The organism is Streptomyces sp. NPDC058620 (assembly GCF_042717135.1).
GTDB lineage: Bacteria > Actinomycetota > Actinomycetes > Streptomycetales > Streptomycetaceae > Streptomyces.
On record NZ_JBHXQO010000031.1, the window covers coordinates 76,054 to 93,167 of the forward strand.

General features: G+C 68.4%; 15 protein-coding genes and 1 pseudogene. All 16 read right to left on the bottom strand.

What is annotated here, in order from left to right; all coding sequences use genetic code 11:
• Position 1: 1 nt before the first annotated feature.
• Positions 2-835 carry a transcriptional regulator gene (locus ACFWSK_RS25080; RefSeq protein WP_383790257.1) on the bottom strand — a complete coding sequence of 278 codons (834 nt, stop codon included), beginning with the start codon at positions 833-835 and terminating at the stop codon, positions 2-4.
• Between the two features lie 1,010 nt (positions 836-1,845).
• Entirely contained in the window at positions 1,846-3,132 is a 1,287-nt protein-coding gene (gene dpgC, locus ACFWSK_RS25085) for a (3,5-dihydroxyphenyl)acetyl-CoA 1,2-dioxygenase DpgC (protein WP_383790299.1), read from the bottom strand.
• Between the two features lie 47 nt (positions 3,133-3,179).
• Positions 3,180-3,896 (bottom strand): enoyl-CoA-hydratase DpgB, encoded by a 717-nt coding sequence (dpgB, locus tag ACFWSK_RS25090; RefSeq protein WP_383790260.1) that lies wholly within the window; start codon positions 3,894-3,896, stop codon positions 3,180-3,182.
• An 11-nt stretch (positions 3,897-3,907) separates the two neighbouring features.
• Entirely contained in the window at positions 3,908-5,023 is a 1,116-nt protein-coding gene (gene dpgA, locus ACFWSK_RS25095; RefSeq protein ID WP_383790302.1) for a 3,5-dihydroxyphenylacetyl-CoA synthase DpgA, read from the bottom strand.
• Between the two features lie 124 nt (positions 5,024-5,147).
• Positions 5,148-6,425 carry a PLP-dependent aminotransferase family protein gene (locus ACFWSK_RS25100; protein WP_383790305.1) on the bottom strand — a complete coding sequence of 426 codons (1,278 nt, stop codon included), beginning with the start codon at positions 6,423-6,425 and terminating at the stop codon, positions 5,148-5,150.
• A gap of 132 nt (positions 6,426-6,557) precedes the next feature.
• Positions 6,558-7,529, bottom strand: a pseudogene (locus tag ACFWSK_RS25105) (alpha-hydroxy acid oxidase); the annotation flags it as partial.
• Between the two features lie 74 nt (positions 7,530-7,603).
• Positions 7,604-8,626, bottom strand: coding sequence for a 4-hydroxyphenylpyruvate dioxygenase (gene hppD, locus ACFWSK_RS25110; RefSeq protein WP_383790263.1), 1,023 nt, complete (start codon positions 8,624-8,626; stop codon positions 7,604-7,606).
• A 42-nt stretch (positions 8,627-8,668) separates the two neighbouring features.
• Complete coding sequence (locus tag ACFWSK_RS25115) at positions 8,669-10,252, bottom strand: MBL fold metallo-hydrolase (protein WP_383790265.1); 1,584 nt, start codon at positions 10,250-10,252, stop codon at positions 8,669-8,671.
• A gap of 109 nt (positions 10,253-10,361) precedes the next feature.
• Positions 10,362-11,318, bottom strand: coding sequence for an ornithine carbamoyltransferase (locus ACFWSK_RS25120; RefSeq protein WP_383790268.1), 957 nt, complete (start codon positions 11,316-11,318; stop codon positions 10,362-10,364).
• On the bottom strand, positions 11,315-12,331 hold the full coding sequence (locus ACFWSK_RS25125; RefSeq protein ID WP_383790270.1) for a pyridoxal-phosphate dependent enzyme: 1,017 nt from the start codon (positions 12,329-12,331) through the stop codon (positions 11,315-11,317). The genes ACFWSK_RS25120 and ACFWSK_RS25125 overlap by 4 nt, the downstream gene beginning before the upstream one ends.
• A 63-nt stretch (positions 12,332-12,394) precedes the next feature.
• Positions 12,395-12,727, bottom strand: coding sequence for a hypothetical protein (locus ACFWSK_RS25130; protein ID WP_383790272.1), 333 nt, complete (start codon positions 12,725-12,727; stop codon positions 12,395-12,397).
• Positions 12,728-12,756: 29 nt separating this feature from the next.
• Positions 12,757-13,125, bottom strand: a complete 369-nt coding sequence (locus ACFWSK_RS25135) for a hypothetical protein (protein ID WP_383790274.1) — start codon at positions 13,123-13,125, stop codon at positions 12,757-12,759.
• Positions 13,126-13,285: 160 nt separating this feature from the next.
• On the bottom strand, positions 13,286-14,062 hold the full coding sequence (locus tag ACFWSK_RS25140) for an ABC transporter permease (RefSeq protein WP_383790276.1): 777 nt from the start codon (positions 14,060-14,062) through the stop codon (positions 13,286-13,288).
• Entirely contained in the window at positions 14,059-15,609 is a 1,551-nt protein-coding gene (locus ACFWSK_RS25145; RefSeq protein ID WP_383790279.1) for an ABC transporter permease subunit, read from the bottom strand. Before ACFWSK_RS25145 ends, ACFWSK_RS25140 begins: the two co-directional genes overlap by 4 nt.
• Positions 15,606-16,559 carry an ATP-binding cassette domain-containing protein gene (locus ACFWSK_RS25150; RefSeq protein ID WP_383790282.1) on the bottom strand — a complete coding sequence of 318 codons (954 nt, stop codon included), beginning with the start codon at positions 16,557-16,559 and terminating at the stop codon, positions 15,606-15,608. The genes ACFWSK_RS25145 and ACFWSK_RS25150 overlap by 4 nt, the downstream gene beginning before the upstream one ends.
• A 144-nt stretch (positions 16,560-16,703) precedes the next feature.
• Positions 16,704-17,114, bottom strand: a 411-nt coding sequence (locus ACFWSK_RS25155) for a phosphopantetheine-binding protein (protein ID WP_383790285.1), incomplete at its 5' end; no start/stop codon positions are given.

Here is a 17,114-nt window from a genome sequence, read left to right on the forward strand (position 1 = left end):
ATCACTCACCAGCTCCGCGCCGGTTCTCCATCCGTACGCGCTCGTCCAGCTGCTTCGCGAAGTCCATCCAGGTCCCGGCGTAGTACCGGGCCAGGTCCAGTACCAGCGTTCCGCAGTGGCTCGGCACGGCAGCCATCAGGTCCTCGCACGCCCGCGTCACCACCGCGTTCTGCTGCAGCAGCCGGAGCAGCTGCCGCCCTTCCTCCTTGTGCCGCAGCGAGGGATCCCTCAGCAGCTTTTCCAGGGCGGCGGAAGGGTCGGCCTGGAGCTGATTCCTCTTGTGCTCGACCCGCCGGTCGCCGATGTCGGCCACGGCGGGCGCGTCCGTGGGCGTCTCGGGGGCCCGGGCCGGCTCGACCACCGGCGCCTGTCCCGACTCGAGCCTCTTGCGGACATCGCTGACGGTCGCCGGAGAGATGCCGGCGAGACGCGCCACCTCGCGCAACGACGCCTCGGGGCGTTCGGCTATCAGTTCGGCCGCCCTCAGCCGGCCGTCCACGCTGTTGAGCGGACGCGACTTGCCGTCCCTGCCGATGCGGGCGCCGAGCTGGGGCACCACGCCGACCGTACGGCGCCGAATCGCCGCGACAGCCTTGGCTCCGAGGCCGGCCGCACGCGCGATCGCCCGGTCCGACATCTGCGGGTGCGAGGCGATGATCCGGCCAGCCGCAGCCCGCCGGTCGGCCAATGACAGCGGAAGACCGTGGGAGACGTTTACTTCGACCGCACGCAGGAATGCTTCTTCCGACGTTCCGTCGAAAAGTTCGACTTCTATTGTCTCCTGGCCTCTTAGTTTCGCCGCCATGAGTCTGTGCATCCCGTCGATCACGCGCATGGTGCGACGGTCCACGAGAATTGCCGGGATCGGAGTGTCGATTTCGGCGAGTCTAGCTATGTGCTCTTCGTCCGGCCCCTCCGAACGCGGAGATTCTCCGGGCAGGAGTAACGCTATCGAGATCAGGGTAACATTTCCGTGGCGAGCCACGGGGTTCCATGAGGCGCCGTCTCCCCCAACAGCGAGGTTGTCCGATTCTGATTCGAGCGTGCGAACTGACTGAATCAAGGCATTCACCTAATCCGGTTCCGATTCAGAATGTGCCATTCGAGTCAACCCGAAAGGCAATCCAAATGCTGTTCGCCGAGCTACCTGACTTACCTTTCCCGACTTCGCCCCCGACGTCCCGACGTGCAGCACCATCCCGTGCCGGGGACGTACGGGAGGGCAGCAGAGCACCACGATCTCGGCCCCCCGCAACGCTCCTGTCTGCCGTGTCGTTCGCTACCATCGTCACTTTTCCGCCCCCGCCGTGTCTACCGAATGGATCAACATTGCCCACACACTGAACAAGACAGCGCGCCGCACGGCGCGAGGACGGAACGCCGTCGGAACCACAACTCCGCCTACCGGAATCCTTGATTCTATTTCTGCGGGCCTCCCAGCACCCTTGGCAAAGCCGCCTTATGGACGCGTAACAGGATATTGCAGATGCGCCCTGGTCAGGCGTTACAGCGCTTCGGATTCAACATTTCGTGAGGTGTAAGTTTCCCTGCATTCATCATCTGCGACTGCCTCCGGGGCCGGAGGGAGCCGGCGCTCCACCGGTGCGCGGACAGGTGACCCGGCAGGCGCCGCGACCGCCGCCCCACCAGGCGTGATGGAACAGAACCGGCCAGTACGCCGGGAGGCCGCAGGCGCGCCCGGGACTCCGGAGCGCGCAGTCCGGACGCCTCCGCCCCCGGTCTACGGCGTCTCCCGCGGAGCGCACCGTAGACCGAGGCGATAGAGGCCGGATGGCAACAGTGTTCAACTGCGGCTTCGCGCCATTCGAACACCCGCTCCATCCCTCAGCCCGATGCGGCGAACCGTCCGACTTTGTCGATCACGTCGGGGCTGTAGAGGCGAAGCGACTGCTGGAACGCGAACTCGGCCATATACGTCTGGAATTCGACCTGAGATTCCTCCGCCAGGTTCAGCATGCGCCGGTTGGCGAGCACCGCTGAACCACGCAGCCGCGCGAGCGCCCTCTCGACGGCCTCGTCCAGTGCCTCGCTCTCGTGCACCTCGTCGAAAACGAGCCCGGCCTCCGGCTCGCTCGCCCGCAGCCGACGGCCGCCGAGGATCATCTGGCGGGCCAGGCGCGGGCCGACGGCCCGCCCGAGGCGGAAGTTGGAGGCCCCCGGGATGATGCCCTCCTTGGCGGCCGGAAGGCTGACATAGGCGTCCGATGCGGCGAGTACGTAGTCGAACACCAGGAGGATCTGGGCACCGCCGCCGATGGCGAAGGTGTCCACCGCAGCCACCCAGGGCTTCTCCACCGTCGCCGGCAGCCCTCCCGGAGCGTTCTCGGTCAGGACACCGCGAAAAATCTTATGAATATACCCGAGCTCACGTCTCAGCAGAAAGTCGACCAGCGAAATCCCGCCTCCGTGGAGGGACTTGAGATTCACCCCTGCGCTGAAGACACGTCTGCCCCGGTACCGGGGATGCGTCATCTCCCCGCCGCGCAGCAGACAGACCTCCACCGCGGGGTCGAGGAGCGCGAGATCGACGGCCGTCTCCATGTCGTCGATCTGCTGGTTGTCCTCCGCGTTCAGACAGTCGTCGCGGCACATCGTCAGGCGTGCCGCTCCCGCCACCCGCTCCATGCGCACCGAGCCCAGGTCCGCCTTGCCGGTGCGCAGGAACTCCGGCAACAGGCCGAGGGCCCGTGGGGTGGGGCGGAGCATCGCGTCGAGCAGGTGCGGGCCCGCCGTCGGCGATCGCAGAACCCCCCGGAAGAAGAGGCCCTGGTCGATCTCGTCCCCTTCCTTGTCGGCCTGCGGCCGCGAGCGCTCCGTCGCCAGCTGCTCGGGGGTCGGCACCAGACCGGGAAAGGCCATCGCGGCGCCGTCGGCCAGCTCGGCGACCCGCACGTAGCGGGTGCGGTCCGCGGTGAGCTCGTCGTACACGGCGTCGGCGTGCACGCCCAGGAACGCGGCGCGCAGGGCCCGGGCCCCGTCCCTCGCAGCCGCTGCATCCGCACGCTGCGCGGGTGAGCGCAGCGCCGGATCGGGCAGGGCCGCGATGAGGTCGTCGGTGCGGGCGGCCGCCTTGGCGAGGGCGACGCGCGCGTGCGCCAGCTCGCCGCACACGGCCCCGAGCTCGTCGTGCTCGTCTCCCTGTACGGGTTCGGTGACGTTCACGACCGGTCTCCCGCTCCTGCGGCACGGCGCAGAGCACGGTCGCACGCCGCGAGGTGGACGCCCAGGGCCTCCTCGAAGCTCGTCGTGGGAGCGTCGAGCAACAGCTGGCGCCGGATCGCCAGTTCGGCTCCGGCGACGGCGCCCGCCCGCTCCGCTGCGATGGCCACGGCCTTCGCCGGGTCGTCGACCACCTCGTCCACGAGGTTCAGGGCCAGCCCGTCCGCCGCTTCGACGGGGGTGCCGAACAGCACCGCCCGGCGGATCGCGGCGGCGTTCGACCCGTGCTTCGCGAGCCGGTAGAGCGCCATGCCCGGCCAGGTCGCACCGTCTTCAACCGGCACCATCAGGCGTACCGAACGCGTCGCGATGCGGTAGTCAGCAGCGAGGAACGCGTCCAGGGCCACTCCCCCGCAGTCGCCGGCGGCGACCGCGATGGTGGTCGCCGGAAGCCGCTCCATGCGGCGCAGCGCCTGCTCCCACTTGTTGACCAGCGACACGGTCAGGTCGCGCGCCCGGGGCCCTTCGGGCTCGCCGGACACGTGCACGATCACCTTGGCGCGCCCGCCCTGGTCCTCGGCCCGGTCACAGGCCGCGGCGACGGCCGCGACGGTCTCCGTGGACAGGGCCTGCCGTCCGTCGACGCGCAGCAGGACGTGATCCGGCGCCTCCGCGAGGGGGGCGGTGGTGTCCGAGTGCTTCGTAGCGTTACTCATCTTCGTCTCCGTCACCACTGCACCAGGGCAGCCTCGATGGTGGAACCGGGGCCCATGACCATCAGGACGCCGTAGTCCCCGGCCCGGGTCACGCGTTCCTGGAGCAGCCGTTCGTAGGAGAACAGGAAGGAGCCGCTCGACAGATTGCCGTAGTCACGCAGTACACCGGTCGTGTGCCGCACGTCGTGCCGGGTCAGGCCCAGGTTGACCCGGACCGCGTCGATGACCTTCTTGCCCCCCGAGTGCACCAGCCACTGACTGATGTCGCTGCGGCGCAGTCCCGCGCCGTCCAGCAGGCGGTCGATGATCTGCTCCGCGTGGGCGCCCACCACGTACGGGACCTGTGGGTCCAGGAAGAAGCTGAACTTGCCCTGCGAGTCGTCCCAGTCGAAGCGCATCGCGTCGATGGCGTCGGTGATGAGATGACTGGCGAAGGAGAGGATGCGGGGGCTGCCGGACCCGCTCGGCGCTTCGGGCGCGCCGTGGGCGGTGTCCTGGGTGTCGGTGACCAGGGCGACCGCGGCCGCACCGTCCCCAAAGAGGCTGTTCACCACGGCGGTGCGCAGGGTCGAGTCGATGACGTACGCGGCCGAGCACGCCTCCACGCAGAGCGCGACGGCGACCTTGCCCGGGTTGGCGACGGACCAGCCGGCGACGGCGTTGAGGGCGTTGAGACCGGCGTTGCAGCCCATTCCCACCACGTCGACCCGGCTGGTACGCGGCGAGATTCCCATCTCGCGGATGAGCAGCGCGCTGAGCCCCGGGGTGAGGAACCCGGTGGTGGTCACGCAGCAGAGGTAGTCGATGTCCGCCAGGTCGATTCCGGAGTTGTCCAGGCAGGCACGCACGGCCCGGGCGCCCATGTCGAGCGCGAGCCTCCGGTGCTTGGCGAGCAGTTCGCCCTGGCTCTCCTCGATCAGGGCTCCGTCGGGGTCCAGTTCGGGGACGGAGAGGTAGCGCCGGTCGATGGCGCTGTTGAGGAAGACCGACCGGACCTTCGGATCCTCGATGCCGAAGTGATCGAGTAACTCGCGCTGCGAGTACGAGTGTGCGCTGTTCGCGGTGCCGACCCCGACGATCCGTGCGGCACCGACGGTGCCCTTCGTATCCGGTGCCGGTGCGCCCATGACGTCGATCCCGGGCATGATGGTTCCTGCAGTCATCGGAATGTCCACCCCCACATACGGGTCTTACTGCGAATAAGGATCTTCACTGCAAACACCGCTTACCTTTCGGTGAGTTGTCGTCGGATCAGTAGTCAGTGCTCGGAGCTGTGTCCGAGGGAGCCGGGAGCCGCCGGGGCGCCTGCGCCCGTACGAAGCGCGCCAGGCGTTCGACGCCGTCCGCGATCTCCGCATGGCTCAGGTAACTGACGGACAGCCGCAGACTCGACTCGCCTCCGCCCTGGGGATAGAAGTAGGACATGGGCGTCCAGATGACCCCGAAGTCCTCTGCGGAGCGCTCCAGTGCGGCGTTGTCCGCACGGAACGGGACCGTGACGGCGAGGAAGAAGCCTCCGCCGGGCTCGTTCCAGCTGATGCCGAGCGCACTGCGCTCGTCCTCGGGGAAGCATCGTTCGAGTTCCCGGAGGGTGACCCGCATGGCGTCTCCGTAGTACGCCGCTGTACGGGTGTTGAGCTCCGAGGTCCGCCCGTCGACGGAGAGCAGCATGCCGGCCGTGACCGCCTGGCTCACCGGCGAGGTGTTCACCGTCAGCATGCTCTTGATCCGGGCGAGTTCGTCCGCGAGCAGTCCGGTGTTCCCCGCGTCGTCGACGACGGGCTGGTCCGCGACGACGAAGCCCACCCGGGTGCCGGGGAAGAGCGTCTTGGAGTACGAACCCAGGTGCACGACCCTGCGTCCGCGGTCCAGGGACTTGAGCGTCGGCAACTGTTCGCCGGGGCTGACCATCCGGTACGGGCTGTCCTCCAGGATCAGGATGTCGTGCCGCTCCGCCATGTCGAGCAGTTCCAGGCGGGCGGGCAGCGGCATCGTCGTACCGGAGGGGTTGGAATGGTCGGGGATCACGTAGAACGCGCGTGGCCGTCTGCCACGAGCCCGCTCCGCGAGGAGTGCGGCCTCCAGGTCGGCGCAGTCGAAGCCCTTCTCGTTCTCCTCGACCGCCCTCACCTCGACGTCGAGGAGCCGTGCGGCGCCGGTGATGCCCACGTAGCACGGACTGGACACGAGCAGCACGTCGTCGGGGCCCGAGATGAGGGCGCGGACGGCGAGGAACATCGCCTCCTGGCAGCCCACGGTCACGACCACCGAAGCCGGCGGCACATCGATTCCCTCGTCCTTGCGAAGCGAGTCCGCGACGAGCTCCCGGATCTGGCCGGCGGTCGGGCCGTACTGGAAGAGCGCGGAGCGTACCTGCTCGGGGGTGGCACCTTCCGCCGCCAGGTGGTCCAGGTAGCGGCGCAGGTACGTGAAGACGTCCTCGGTGTCGAAGAATCCGTCGTAGGGGCGGCCGGGTGCGAACGAGACCGCGTCGGGATAGCGATGGGTGACTTCGTTGAGGAAGTTCATCGTGTCGAGGACCGGGTCGGAGACGCTGCTGTGCAGCTCTTCCTTGCGGAGCCCGGAGGCACCCGCCCGCCTCCGCGGCGGCTCGGGGAGCTGCCTGGCGGGCTCGGGCGCTCCGACGAGCGGGGGCTTCGCCCGGTCGACGGCTGCTGTGCCCGTGAACGTCATCGTCTCCGCGAGTTCGTCGACGACGGTGCCGAGGACCTGCTCGACGCCCGCTTCGCCCCCGACGGCCAGGCCGTGCAGCACCGGACGTCCGAGGAGCACCCCGTCGGCGCCGAGTGCGAGCGCGGCCAGCACGTCCGAGCCGCGCCGTACGCCCCCGTCGATGAGCACCGGGCACGCCCCCTGGAGCGCGTCCGCGATCTCCGGCAGTACGTCGAGCGTGGCGGGGACTCCGTCCAGTTGGCGGCCACCGTGGTTGGACACGACGATGCCCGCGGCACCGGACGCGACCGCCTGCCGTGCGTCGGCGGGCGTCAGGATGCCCTTGACCAGCACCGGCAGGGAGCTGATCGAGCGCAGCCATTCGATCACCGCCCAGTCCAGGGCGGCGTCGAACTCGGCCAGCGCGTGATCCGCGGGTGAGGCGAAACCGGCACCGGTGAGGTTGGCGGGCACGATGCCCTCGGGCAGCCGGAAACCGTTGCGCAGGTCACGCAGCCGCCGGCCGAGCCGCGGCGCGTCCGCTGTCAGGACCAGGGCCTCGAAGCCGGCCTGCTCGGCACGTTCGACGAGGACCCTTGTCGCATCGCGGTTCCGGAAGCAGTAGACCTGCAGCCAGAGCGGCGCCGCAGCGGCCCTCGCGATGTCCTCGAAGGTCCGCCCGGCGAAGGTACTCACGACGAACGGCAGACCGGCCCGGCCTGCGGCCCCCGCCGTGGCGACCTCGCCCGCCGGGTCCGCCAGGGTGTGGTAGGCGAGGGGGGCGATACCCACGGGCGCTGCCCAGGTGCGCCCCAGAATCCGGGTCGCGGTATCGGGGAGCCCCGCGCCCGTGAGCACGCGCGGCCGGAAGCGTACGCGGCCGTACGCCTCCACATTGGCGGCGAGGGTCCGTTCCTCCCCCGCGCCGCCCGCGCAGAAGTCCCACACGCCCTGGTCCATGCCCGCCCGGGCCAGGGCCGCGTAGTCTGCGAGGGTGTACGGCCCCGGCGCGGCGCCGTCCGCCGCCGGGCCGCTCACCCCGCGGCCAGCCGGTCTCGCTCGACCGCTTCGTACAGGGCCCGGATGTTGGCGCTGCCGAATCCACGTGAGCCCTGGCGCTGGATGAGCTCGTAGAACAAGGTGTTGCGCTCGTAGGGCGAGCGGCTGAACAGCTGCAGCAGGTAGCCCCACTCGTCACGGTCGGCGAGCACCTGGGCGGCCCGCAGTTCCGCGACCTCCTCGCGCATGCCGGTGATCCGCTCGGCGAGCACGTCGTAGTACGAGTCGGGCGTGCTGAGGAACTGGGTGCCGCCCTCGCGCATGTGCTGCACGGCGGGGATGATCTCGTCCACCAGGAAAGCGAGGTGCTGGGCACCGGAGCCGCCGTTCCTGTCGAGGAACGCGTCGAGCTGCCCCGGTTCCTTCGATGGGTCGGGGGCGACCAGGGTGAAGGTGACGCGCCCCGAGTCGCTGCGGACGACGATCGAGTCCATCGCCTGCTCTCCGACCGCCACGTACTCGGAGGAGTAACGGGACATCCCGAAGGCGCTCTCGTAGAAGTCCGCGTACTCCGTGAGCCTGTGTCCCTCGACGCAGACCGCGATGTGGTCGAGCAGCCGGACCGGGCCCTCCGGCGTGGCCTGCGGCTCCGGCGCGCTCACCCATCGGCGGCCCGGCGGCGCTTCGCCCGTCGTCGCGGTGGCGTGCGGCAGCAGGGTGTGGGTGACGTCCCCGAAGCCCGAGACGACCGGGCAGCCGTGCGAGAGGCCCAGGGAGCCGGCGCCGGCAGCCACCGCCGCGCCGTGGGTCGCCGCCACGTCGTCACAGGTGAACGCGATGTCCACGATTCCGTCACCGTGCTGGTCGAGGAAGCGTGTGGTGCCCCGGCCCGACGTCACGATCAGCCGGGTCTCTCCCTGCCGCAGCAGGATGGAACTCCGGTCCGACTCCACGGAGTCGGCGACGCGCGTGAAGCCCATTCCCGAGACGAAGTAATCGACGGCCGTCGGCGCGTGTCTCGTGTACAACTCGACGTGTGCTATGTCCTGCACTGTCATGAAGCTGTCTCCTCAAGAGCCGTTGAGTTGCCTGTCGTTGGGCTACCAGCGCCATTCCTGCTGGCCGTACAGGTGTCCTGCCTTGATGCCGCGGCCCTTGCACCAGGTCATGAACTCGTCGATCTGCTTGATCTGGAACGTGTCCTCGGTGTACGTCGTCGCCATGACGTGTCCGAGCCAGGGCTCCTCGCCCATGGCGTAGACGTACGCCTCCTTGGCTCCGAGCTCGACCATGATGTCGGCGGCCTGGGCGGCGTTGGAGCCGGACAGCTTGCGGGAGTTGCTCATCTTCTTCGTCACCGGCTTGGTGAGCAGCGCCTGGTAGAGCCAGGTGAGCGGGGCGCCGTCGCACTCCATGCCGAGGAAGGCGATGTCCGCGGTGCCCAGGTGACGCTTGACGTAGCGGTACAGCATCGGGTCGATGCCCGAGGAGTCGGCGCCGATGAAGACCTTCTTGCCTGCGAACTCCGCCCAGTACGTGGACTTTCCGCGGATGTCGAGGTCACAGTGCTCGCCGAGGAACGGCGTCGCGGTGATCTTGCCGCCGGGGAACTCCACCTCGTCGAAGTCGTCGACCTCGATGACCGGGAAGCCCTGGTGCTTGAGCATGAGCGCCATGGACGGGTCGGCGAGGTTGCCGCGCGAGGACCGGGGGACGACGATCCGGCCGACACGGCCCCGCAGCTGGAGCAGCGTCTCCAGGACGATGTGGTCCTGGTGGCCGTGCGTGATCAGCACGAGGTCGATGTAGTCGGGCAGGTCGTCGAGGGTGTACCGGTCGCCGGCGGTGTTGTCGGCGCTGATGAACGGGTCGGTCACGACGGCGGCCTCGGGCGTCTGGAGGACCAGACAGGCGTGCCCGAAGTAGCGGATACGGCCGCCCGCGTCGATGTGCCGGTCCTCCGCAAGGCTCGGCCGGTCGCTCAGCATGCCGGACAGGTGCTTCGTCTGGGCGTCGTCGAGTTCGAGGGCCTCGCGGAGTTTCGCGAGCGTCGTGGGCTGTACCCGGGCCTTGAACAGCTCTTCGAGCCCGGCATGGCGGAACGGAATATCCAGTTCCAGCACGTCGGGCGAGGGCAGGCGCGGCGTACTGAGGATGAACGGCCTCTCGATTCCCGTCTCGAAGGAGAGCTGAACCGACTGGCGTTCCTCCTCGTAGATGTCGCTGTGGTAGGCCAGCGATTCCATGAAGCGGATCTGCGCCTGGTTGTCGGTGTCGTAGGCCAGCTCGACCAGACCCCCGAGTTCCGGGGGCAGCTTCGAGTACAGCGGGGTCAGGTCGAACCCGGTGGCATTCGCGCGCAGCAGTTCCTGGCCCTCGGCGATCGCCTCGGCGAAACGGAGCATGCCCGCCCGTTCACGCTTGATGGTGGTCAGCAGATCGCGCACCTCGTCGGCGCGTTCCTCCGCGATGTTGATGAAGTAGCCGCCTCGCAGTTCGGGATTGCTGCTGGCCGCTACGTGGACCTTCGGTGACTGGAGATACGACTCCAGGAGCGGCACCTGAAGAAATGCCAGGTTCATCGCGGCCTGAATGGGCGCCAGCGTGTGCGGCCAGACGTAGAACCGGTCCACCAATGGTTCCACTATGACCTTGGGTCGCAAAAACAGCTGCTCGTCAGACATCGGTGCCCCGCCCTCCAGGGAATTCGGACCAGAATGTAATGTCGAATGGTTGGACAGCCGCAGAAAACAGACGGGCCCGCACAGAAGGGCAGCCGTTTGCGGCGGTGCGTCAACTACGTGTCGAATGCCGCGGGTTGCCGGTCACAACCCACTCCAGTACCGCCATGGCACTGGTCAGCTTCATCTCGGCCTGCTTCCAGGCGATCGAGCGCGGCCCGTCGAGGACCGCGCCGGAGACCTCCTCGCCGCGGTGCGCGGGCAGGTCGTGCATGAACTTCGCCTCCGGCCAGCGCCGCAGGAGCTGCTCGTCGATGTGGAACGGGCGGAACTTCTCCCGCCAGTCGGGGTCCGCCTTGACGGTGCCGGTCGTCTGCCAGCGCGTCGTGTAGACGACGTCCACATGCGCCGGCAGGTCGTCCGTGCCGTGGGCCTCGCGTACGCTGCCGCCCGATTCGGCCGCCCGCTTCGCGGCCTCGTCCAGCACGTGGGGGTCCAGTCCGTAGCCGTGCGGGGTGGCGAAGGTGATGTGACAGTGCGGGATGTGGGAGATGCCATGGGCGAGGGCGGATGCGGTGTTGTTGCCCTCGCCGAGATAGAGCACGGAGAGACCTTCGAGCGACCCGAACTCCATGAGCATCGTCGCCAGGTCGCAGACGCCCTGGGTCGGGTGCTCCTCGGCGGCCATGGCGTTGATGACGGGGAGCCGGCCGGCCCCGGCCATTTCCCGCAGGTCCCCGAGCGGTCCGGACGTCCTCGCCACGAGCGCGTCCAGCATGGAACCGAAGATGCGGCCGGTATCCTTGAGCGATTCGCCCGTCGCCGTCTGCAGATCGTTGGGTCCGTACGTGACGGGGAATCCGCCGAGCCGCACGATGCCGCTGGTGAAAGCGGTCCTGGTCCGCGTCGACGGTTTGGCGAAGAGAACCCCCACCACCTTGTCGTGCAGCGGCCTGTCGTGCGCCTTCCGGTCGTGGAAGAGCTCTCGGGACCTGGCCACGAGGCCCTCCAGGTCCCCCCTGGTCAGTTCGGACAGCGTCAGCAGCCCGCGTGCCTCTGTGGACATCATTCTCCGCTCTCGCTCAGGCCGCTGTATGCGACGGCGCCGCCCATCCCGGCGGTGGTGATCCCCTGGGCGGTCCGCCAGTCGGCGTGGTAGATCGTCGTCCGGTAGCGGTCCGCCCCATCGGGGCAGAGGCACACCAGTTCCTCGGTCTCCGGGTCCTGCCGGAACATCCGCAGCGCGGCGGCCACGGTTGCCCCGGAACTGCCCCCGACACCGATACCGACTTCCTCGGACAGCCACAGACAGGCCGATACCGCCTCGGCGACATCGACGTACTGCACCGCTGCGGTGGTGGGGTCCAGGAAGCTCGACGGGCAGCTCGCGCCTATCCCGGACAGGAGCCGCCGCCCGGACGTGCGACCGAGCGCCGCGGAGCCGTGCACGTCGACACCGATGAGGCGCCAGTCCGCGTCGGTCGCCTCGGCGAACCGGGTCAGGCCGGCGAGCGTGCCGCCCGTGGAGACGGGGACCAGCACCGTCGCCGGACCCGGCACCTGACGCAGGAGTTCGGGCGCCGTGCTTTCGAAGTGGGCGTTCGGGTTCGCCTCGCTCCGGTACTGATTCGTCCAGACGAGGCCGGGACGGACCTTCAGCTGTTCCCTGACGTATTGAATGCGATTCAATAAATATCCGCCGGTGGCATCCGGTTCGTCAATCACCCGCACCTCGGCCCCGAGGCCACGCATTCGGTCGATGAAGAAAACGCTGGTCCGCGGATCGACGACGGCGGTAAAAGGAATCCCCCGTGCGGCACATTCGGCCGACATGGCGACACCAAGATTTCCCGAAGTCGACTCGATGACGCCGATTTCCTTGTCGATACGGTCGGCCACATGGTCGATCAAAGAGGCGGAGATGCGGTCCTTCAACGAACCAAAAGGATTCTTGGATTCCAGCTTGAGTCGCAGCCGCCGCATTGTCCCGTGCACCTCTAGGGAAACGTCCACGATCGGAGTGTTCCCGACCGGAGAGCGCACAGGGTCCGCAGATCTCACAGCCCTCGTCATCAGCAACATCCGATATTTTTGAGTAGCGTGGCGGATCGGCTCACGGCCCCTGAAGCACCGGATGGAAAGCCGTCAGGCGTCGGTCATTTCTACAAGCGCAAGTCGACCGGTTCCCTTGAGGGTGGCAAGATCGATATCGGCAATGCAGCGCACCGCATCGTCGTTGAGCGTCAGGGTGCCCTCGACGTGCACGGTGCCGGTACGGGCGTCGAAGTCGGCGCCGCTGAGGTCCGAAGCATCCCGGTCCAGGCGTATGCCCAGGTCAGTGCCACCTCGGGTCTCGGTGAACTTCACGAAGACGGTCCCGATGTCCGTCAGTCGCGTGTGCAGTTCCTCAAGCGTGGGCTCGGGTCCGCCGACCTCCACACTCTGTTCCACACTCAGGCGCTCGGTCAATTCATCCATGGTTCATCTCTCCGATCGAAACGGCCGGCTCAGGACTGCTCGGACTCGACATAGGCGAATGCCAGGTCCTCAGGAATGCCGAATTTCAGAGTGGTCTCGCAGAATTCGCGCCACTCCGGAGTGTCCTCGGTGAAGAGTCGCTTGTCCTTGTCGACACCGACAGGACTGAGCATGACCGTGAATTCGTCACAGAGGAACACCGTGGTCTCATCGGCAAGATCGCGCTCCTCGGGATGCGCGCCGGCCGACCAGCCGGGAAAGCCACGCAATTCACCCAGCGGGTACGACTTGCAGTACTTCCTCACCCGAACCTCCGAAAGCAGGCCGACAGCGGACGTGCCACACGCAGCATCGAAGGAACCGTCCAGGACGGTCCATCCGAATGCTGCGAAACGCAATATTGCGTTGTTAGGCGCCCTCAGCGTACGACACCCGTGCCTGCTCATCCATAAGTCCAAGCACAGAGAAATGGCGGCCTCGTGTTCAACCGGCGCCTTCACGCAGTTGAACACGAGACCGCCTTACCCGCCCGGGGGATTAGCGGGTAGTCTGGTTCGCTTATACGTCTCGCGAGCGCAGCATCGCGCCGCCGACGGCAAGCGCGCCGAGGGCCCACAGAGCGACCACGCCGAGACCTTCCCAGGGACCGATCGGGAGCTGGTCGACGCCGATGGTCGTCTGGACGGAGAGGCCGGCCGTCATGGGGGCGATCTGCTGGAGGAACCGCTGCCAGTCCGGGTCCGTGATCACCTGGGTGAGGATCGGGAAGAAGAAGAGCAGTCCCAGAACGATCCCGATGGCCGTCGCCGAGCTCCGCACGATCAGTGCGATGCCGAGGCTGAGCAGCCCGATCAGGGCGAGGTAGAGGACGGACCCCACGGCGGCGCGCAGCGTCTCCGAGTCGGCCAGTGACATCGCCTCGTAGCCGTGCGCTTCGGTGAAGCCCCGGCCCGGCTGCACCATCCCGCCGATCAGCAGGGACCCGAAGACACCGATGGCACCTGCCACCAGCATCACCGCGCTGAGGACGGCCGCCTTCGAGAAGAGGACTGTCAGCCGGCGCGGTACCGCGGCGACCGTGGTGTGCATCATGCCGGTGCTGTACTCGTTGCCGACCATCAGCACCGCGACGATCGCGACGACGACCTGGCCCACCATCACACCGGTGAGGCTGAGCTTCGTGGCGTCCTCTCCGCAGCCCATGGCGTCACACCGGGCGGTCATCGCCACCGCGGCGCCGACTGCCAGGGTCAGGGCCACGACTCCGAGCAGCAGCCAGCCGTTGCTGGAGTCCGTCCGCAGCTTCGTCCACTCCGAGCGTCCCGCGTATCTCATACGTCCCTCCGGCGGATCAGGACCAGGGCGGCGCCGAAGGCGACCGCGGCGTAGGCGCAGAGGACGGCGAAGCCCTCCCACGGCGCCAGCGGGAAGTAGCCGTGCGCCGGCGAGTAGACGGTGACGACCTGGTCGTAGTGGGTGACGGTCTGCTGGATGGCGAACCCGGCGGCCGGTGTGACCTTCAGGAGCCAGTCCGAGGCCGCCGGGGGCAGGACGGACGCGGTGGCGAGCAGGTAGGGAAGCACCATGCCGACGACCACCACGGTGATGGTCACGGCGCTGCGCCGCAGGATCGCGCCGACGGCCAGGGCGAAGACGCTGGCAGCCGCGAGCAGCAGGCCCGTTCCCACGATGACCCTCAGCTCGGTGGCTGACGGCACCGTCAGGACGGGGAAGCCGTTCGCGAGGGACCGTGCCGCACCGAAGGGCACCATGACAGCGGCCGCGATCGCTCCGGCGAGGAAGGCCGCGCTGCCCACCACGAGGGCCTTCGTCACCAGCACACGGCCTCTGCGCGGACTGGCCGCGAAGGTGACGCCGATCAGCCCTCGCCGGTACTCGACGGTCACGTAGCCCGCGGCCACGACCACCATCATGATCAGCCCTGCGAACGCACCGACGAGGAAGTTCGAGAGGATGCGCACGCCGCTCGCGGCCGGTCCGCCGACCACCGGCGCGATGTCACCGGCCCCGGTGATGGTGTAGCCCGCGCCGGACGAGGTCACCTCGCCCTTCGTCGACTGGCTGTAGCTGCCGTTTGTGCCGGCGCCGTCGCTGACCTGCCGGTCCTGCCAGGCGTCGCCGCTCCACTCTCCGCTGAGGGAGGGGGCGCTGAACGTGCCGGTGGCTACGGCCGGGTTGAACCCTGTGCCCGTCCCGGTCTCCTCCGTCGCCGACGGAGAGGTGACGAACAGCCCGACCTGCGGCGACTCCGAGAGTCCCGAGAGGTGGGCGGTGCCCACCTCGGCCCACTTGCTGCCGTCCGTCGACTGGTAGCCGGTGATCGTGTCACCGGAACGCTCCAGCCGGAGCCAGCGCGGCGCGTCCGTCGACGCCGCGCCGGGCAGCCCCGCCGTGTCGTGCGTAAAGTCGTACTGCATCCGCACGCCGTGGTCTCCGGTGACCATCATCGACGCGTACGACGACCCCGGTTCGAGGGAGTCCTTCACGATGATTCCGGCCTTGGCCCAGGGCGCGAGACCGGGCTCGTTCTCCGTGGGCGTCGCCGCGACCTGACCGGTCAGCGAGGACACGGACACCGTGATGCTGCCGTCGCCCTTCAGCGGCTGGTGCATGAAGTAGAAGGCGTCGTTCACCGCTTCGCCACCGGGGCCGACGGGCAGCTTCGACGCGTTGAGGCCGCCGTCGTTGCTCGACGCCGTGGCGAGCAGTCCGACCAGGCAGACGACCACCAGCGCGCCGATCGTGCTCAGCACCCAGCCCCGCACCGTCCGGAACTTGGTCCACTCCGCGTGCAGCACGCGGCCGAAGCCGCCCCGTTCCGGCCGGTCGGTGGCAGGTGGCGGCGAGAGGGTCGTGGTCATCGTCCGGCCTCCTTGGCGACGACGCCGCGGTACTGCACGGAGTCCCGGGTGAGCTCCATGTACGCCTCTTCCAGGGAGGCGCGGTGCGAGGACACCTCGGAGAACGGCACCGCGTTCGCGCCGAGCACGGAGACGACGTCCTCGGCCGCCAGGTCGGTGACGCTGATCGTGTCGCTGCCCGTGGAGCTCACCGTCGCACCCGCCTGCGCGAGCACCGCCATCGCCTGTGTACGAGCCGAGGTGCGCAGGGTGACGCGTCCCTCGGACACCGAGGCGAGCAGGTCGCGCACGCTCATGTCGGCGACGACCTTGCCGCGCCCGACGACGATCACGTGATCGGCGGAGTCCTGCAGTTCACTCATCAGGTGACTGGACACCAGCACCGCCCTGCCCTGCTCGGCGAGCGACGCCAGGAAGCCACGCATCCACATGAAGCCTTCGGGGTCCAAGCCGTTGAACGGCTCGTCCAGCATGAGCATGGGCGGGTCTCCGAGCAGCGCGGCCGCGATGCCGAGCCGCTGCCGCATCCCCAGGGAGAAGCCGCCGGCCTTGCGCCCTGCCACGTCCTGGAGGCCGACTCTGCGGATCACCTCGTCGACCGCGGCGGTGCCGAGCCCCTGCGAGTGGGCCAGCCACAGCAGGTGATGGCGGGCGGTCCGGCTCGGCTGCACGGCGGCGGCGTCGAGCAGCGCACCGACGTGCTTGAGGGGCGTGCGCAGCGTCTGGTACGGGCGCCCGCCGACCAGCGCACTCCCCTTGTCCGGCTTGTCCAGGCCGAGGATGACACGCATCGTCGTGGACTTCCCGGCGCCGTTCGGACCGACGAAGCCCGTGATCTGCCCCGGTCTGACGGCGAACGACATGCCGTCCAGCGCCTGTGTGCTGCCGAAGCGCTTGTAGACGTCCCTGACCTCGATCACGGCTTGCGACCCATCGATCGTCTTCTCCATGGAAGAAGGCTACGGAAGAGGAGGGGTACGGGTCGTCACGGCAAGGAGCGACGTTCCACGGTGCTCGCGTGAGGGACGAAGCAGACCACCCCTCCCTCGTGCGAGGGAGGGGCGGTCTCCTACCTGAGGATGAGACCCGGGATGTTAGAGGTCGAACTCCTCGTACTCCGTGTCCTCCGCGTCAGCACCGCTTCCGACGATCGTGGCGATCGCCGCGACCGTGGGCCGGTCGAAGACCGACGCCAGCGGCAGATCGACCGCGAACACCGCCCGGATGCGGGACACCACCTGCGTGGCGAGCAGTGAGTGACCGCCCAGGTCGAAGAAGTTGTCGTCGACCCCGACCCGTTCCACCCCCAGGAGCTCGGCCCACATCTCCGCGAGGACACGCTCCGTCTCGCTACGGGGCGCGACATATCCCTGCCCCGCTCCGACCTGGGTCACGCCGTCGAGCGCCCGGAGTGCGGCGCGGTCGATCTTGCCGTTCGGGGTGAGCGGCAGCGCGGCAAGCTCCACGAACACCGACGGCACCATGAACCCGGGCAGCCGCTCGCC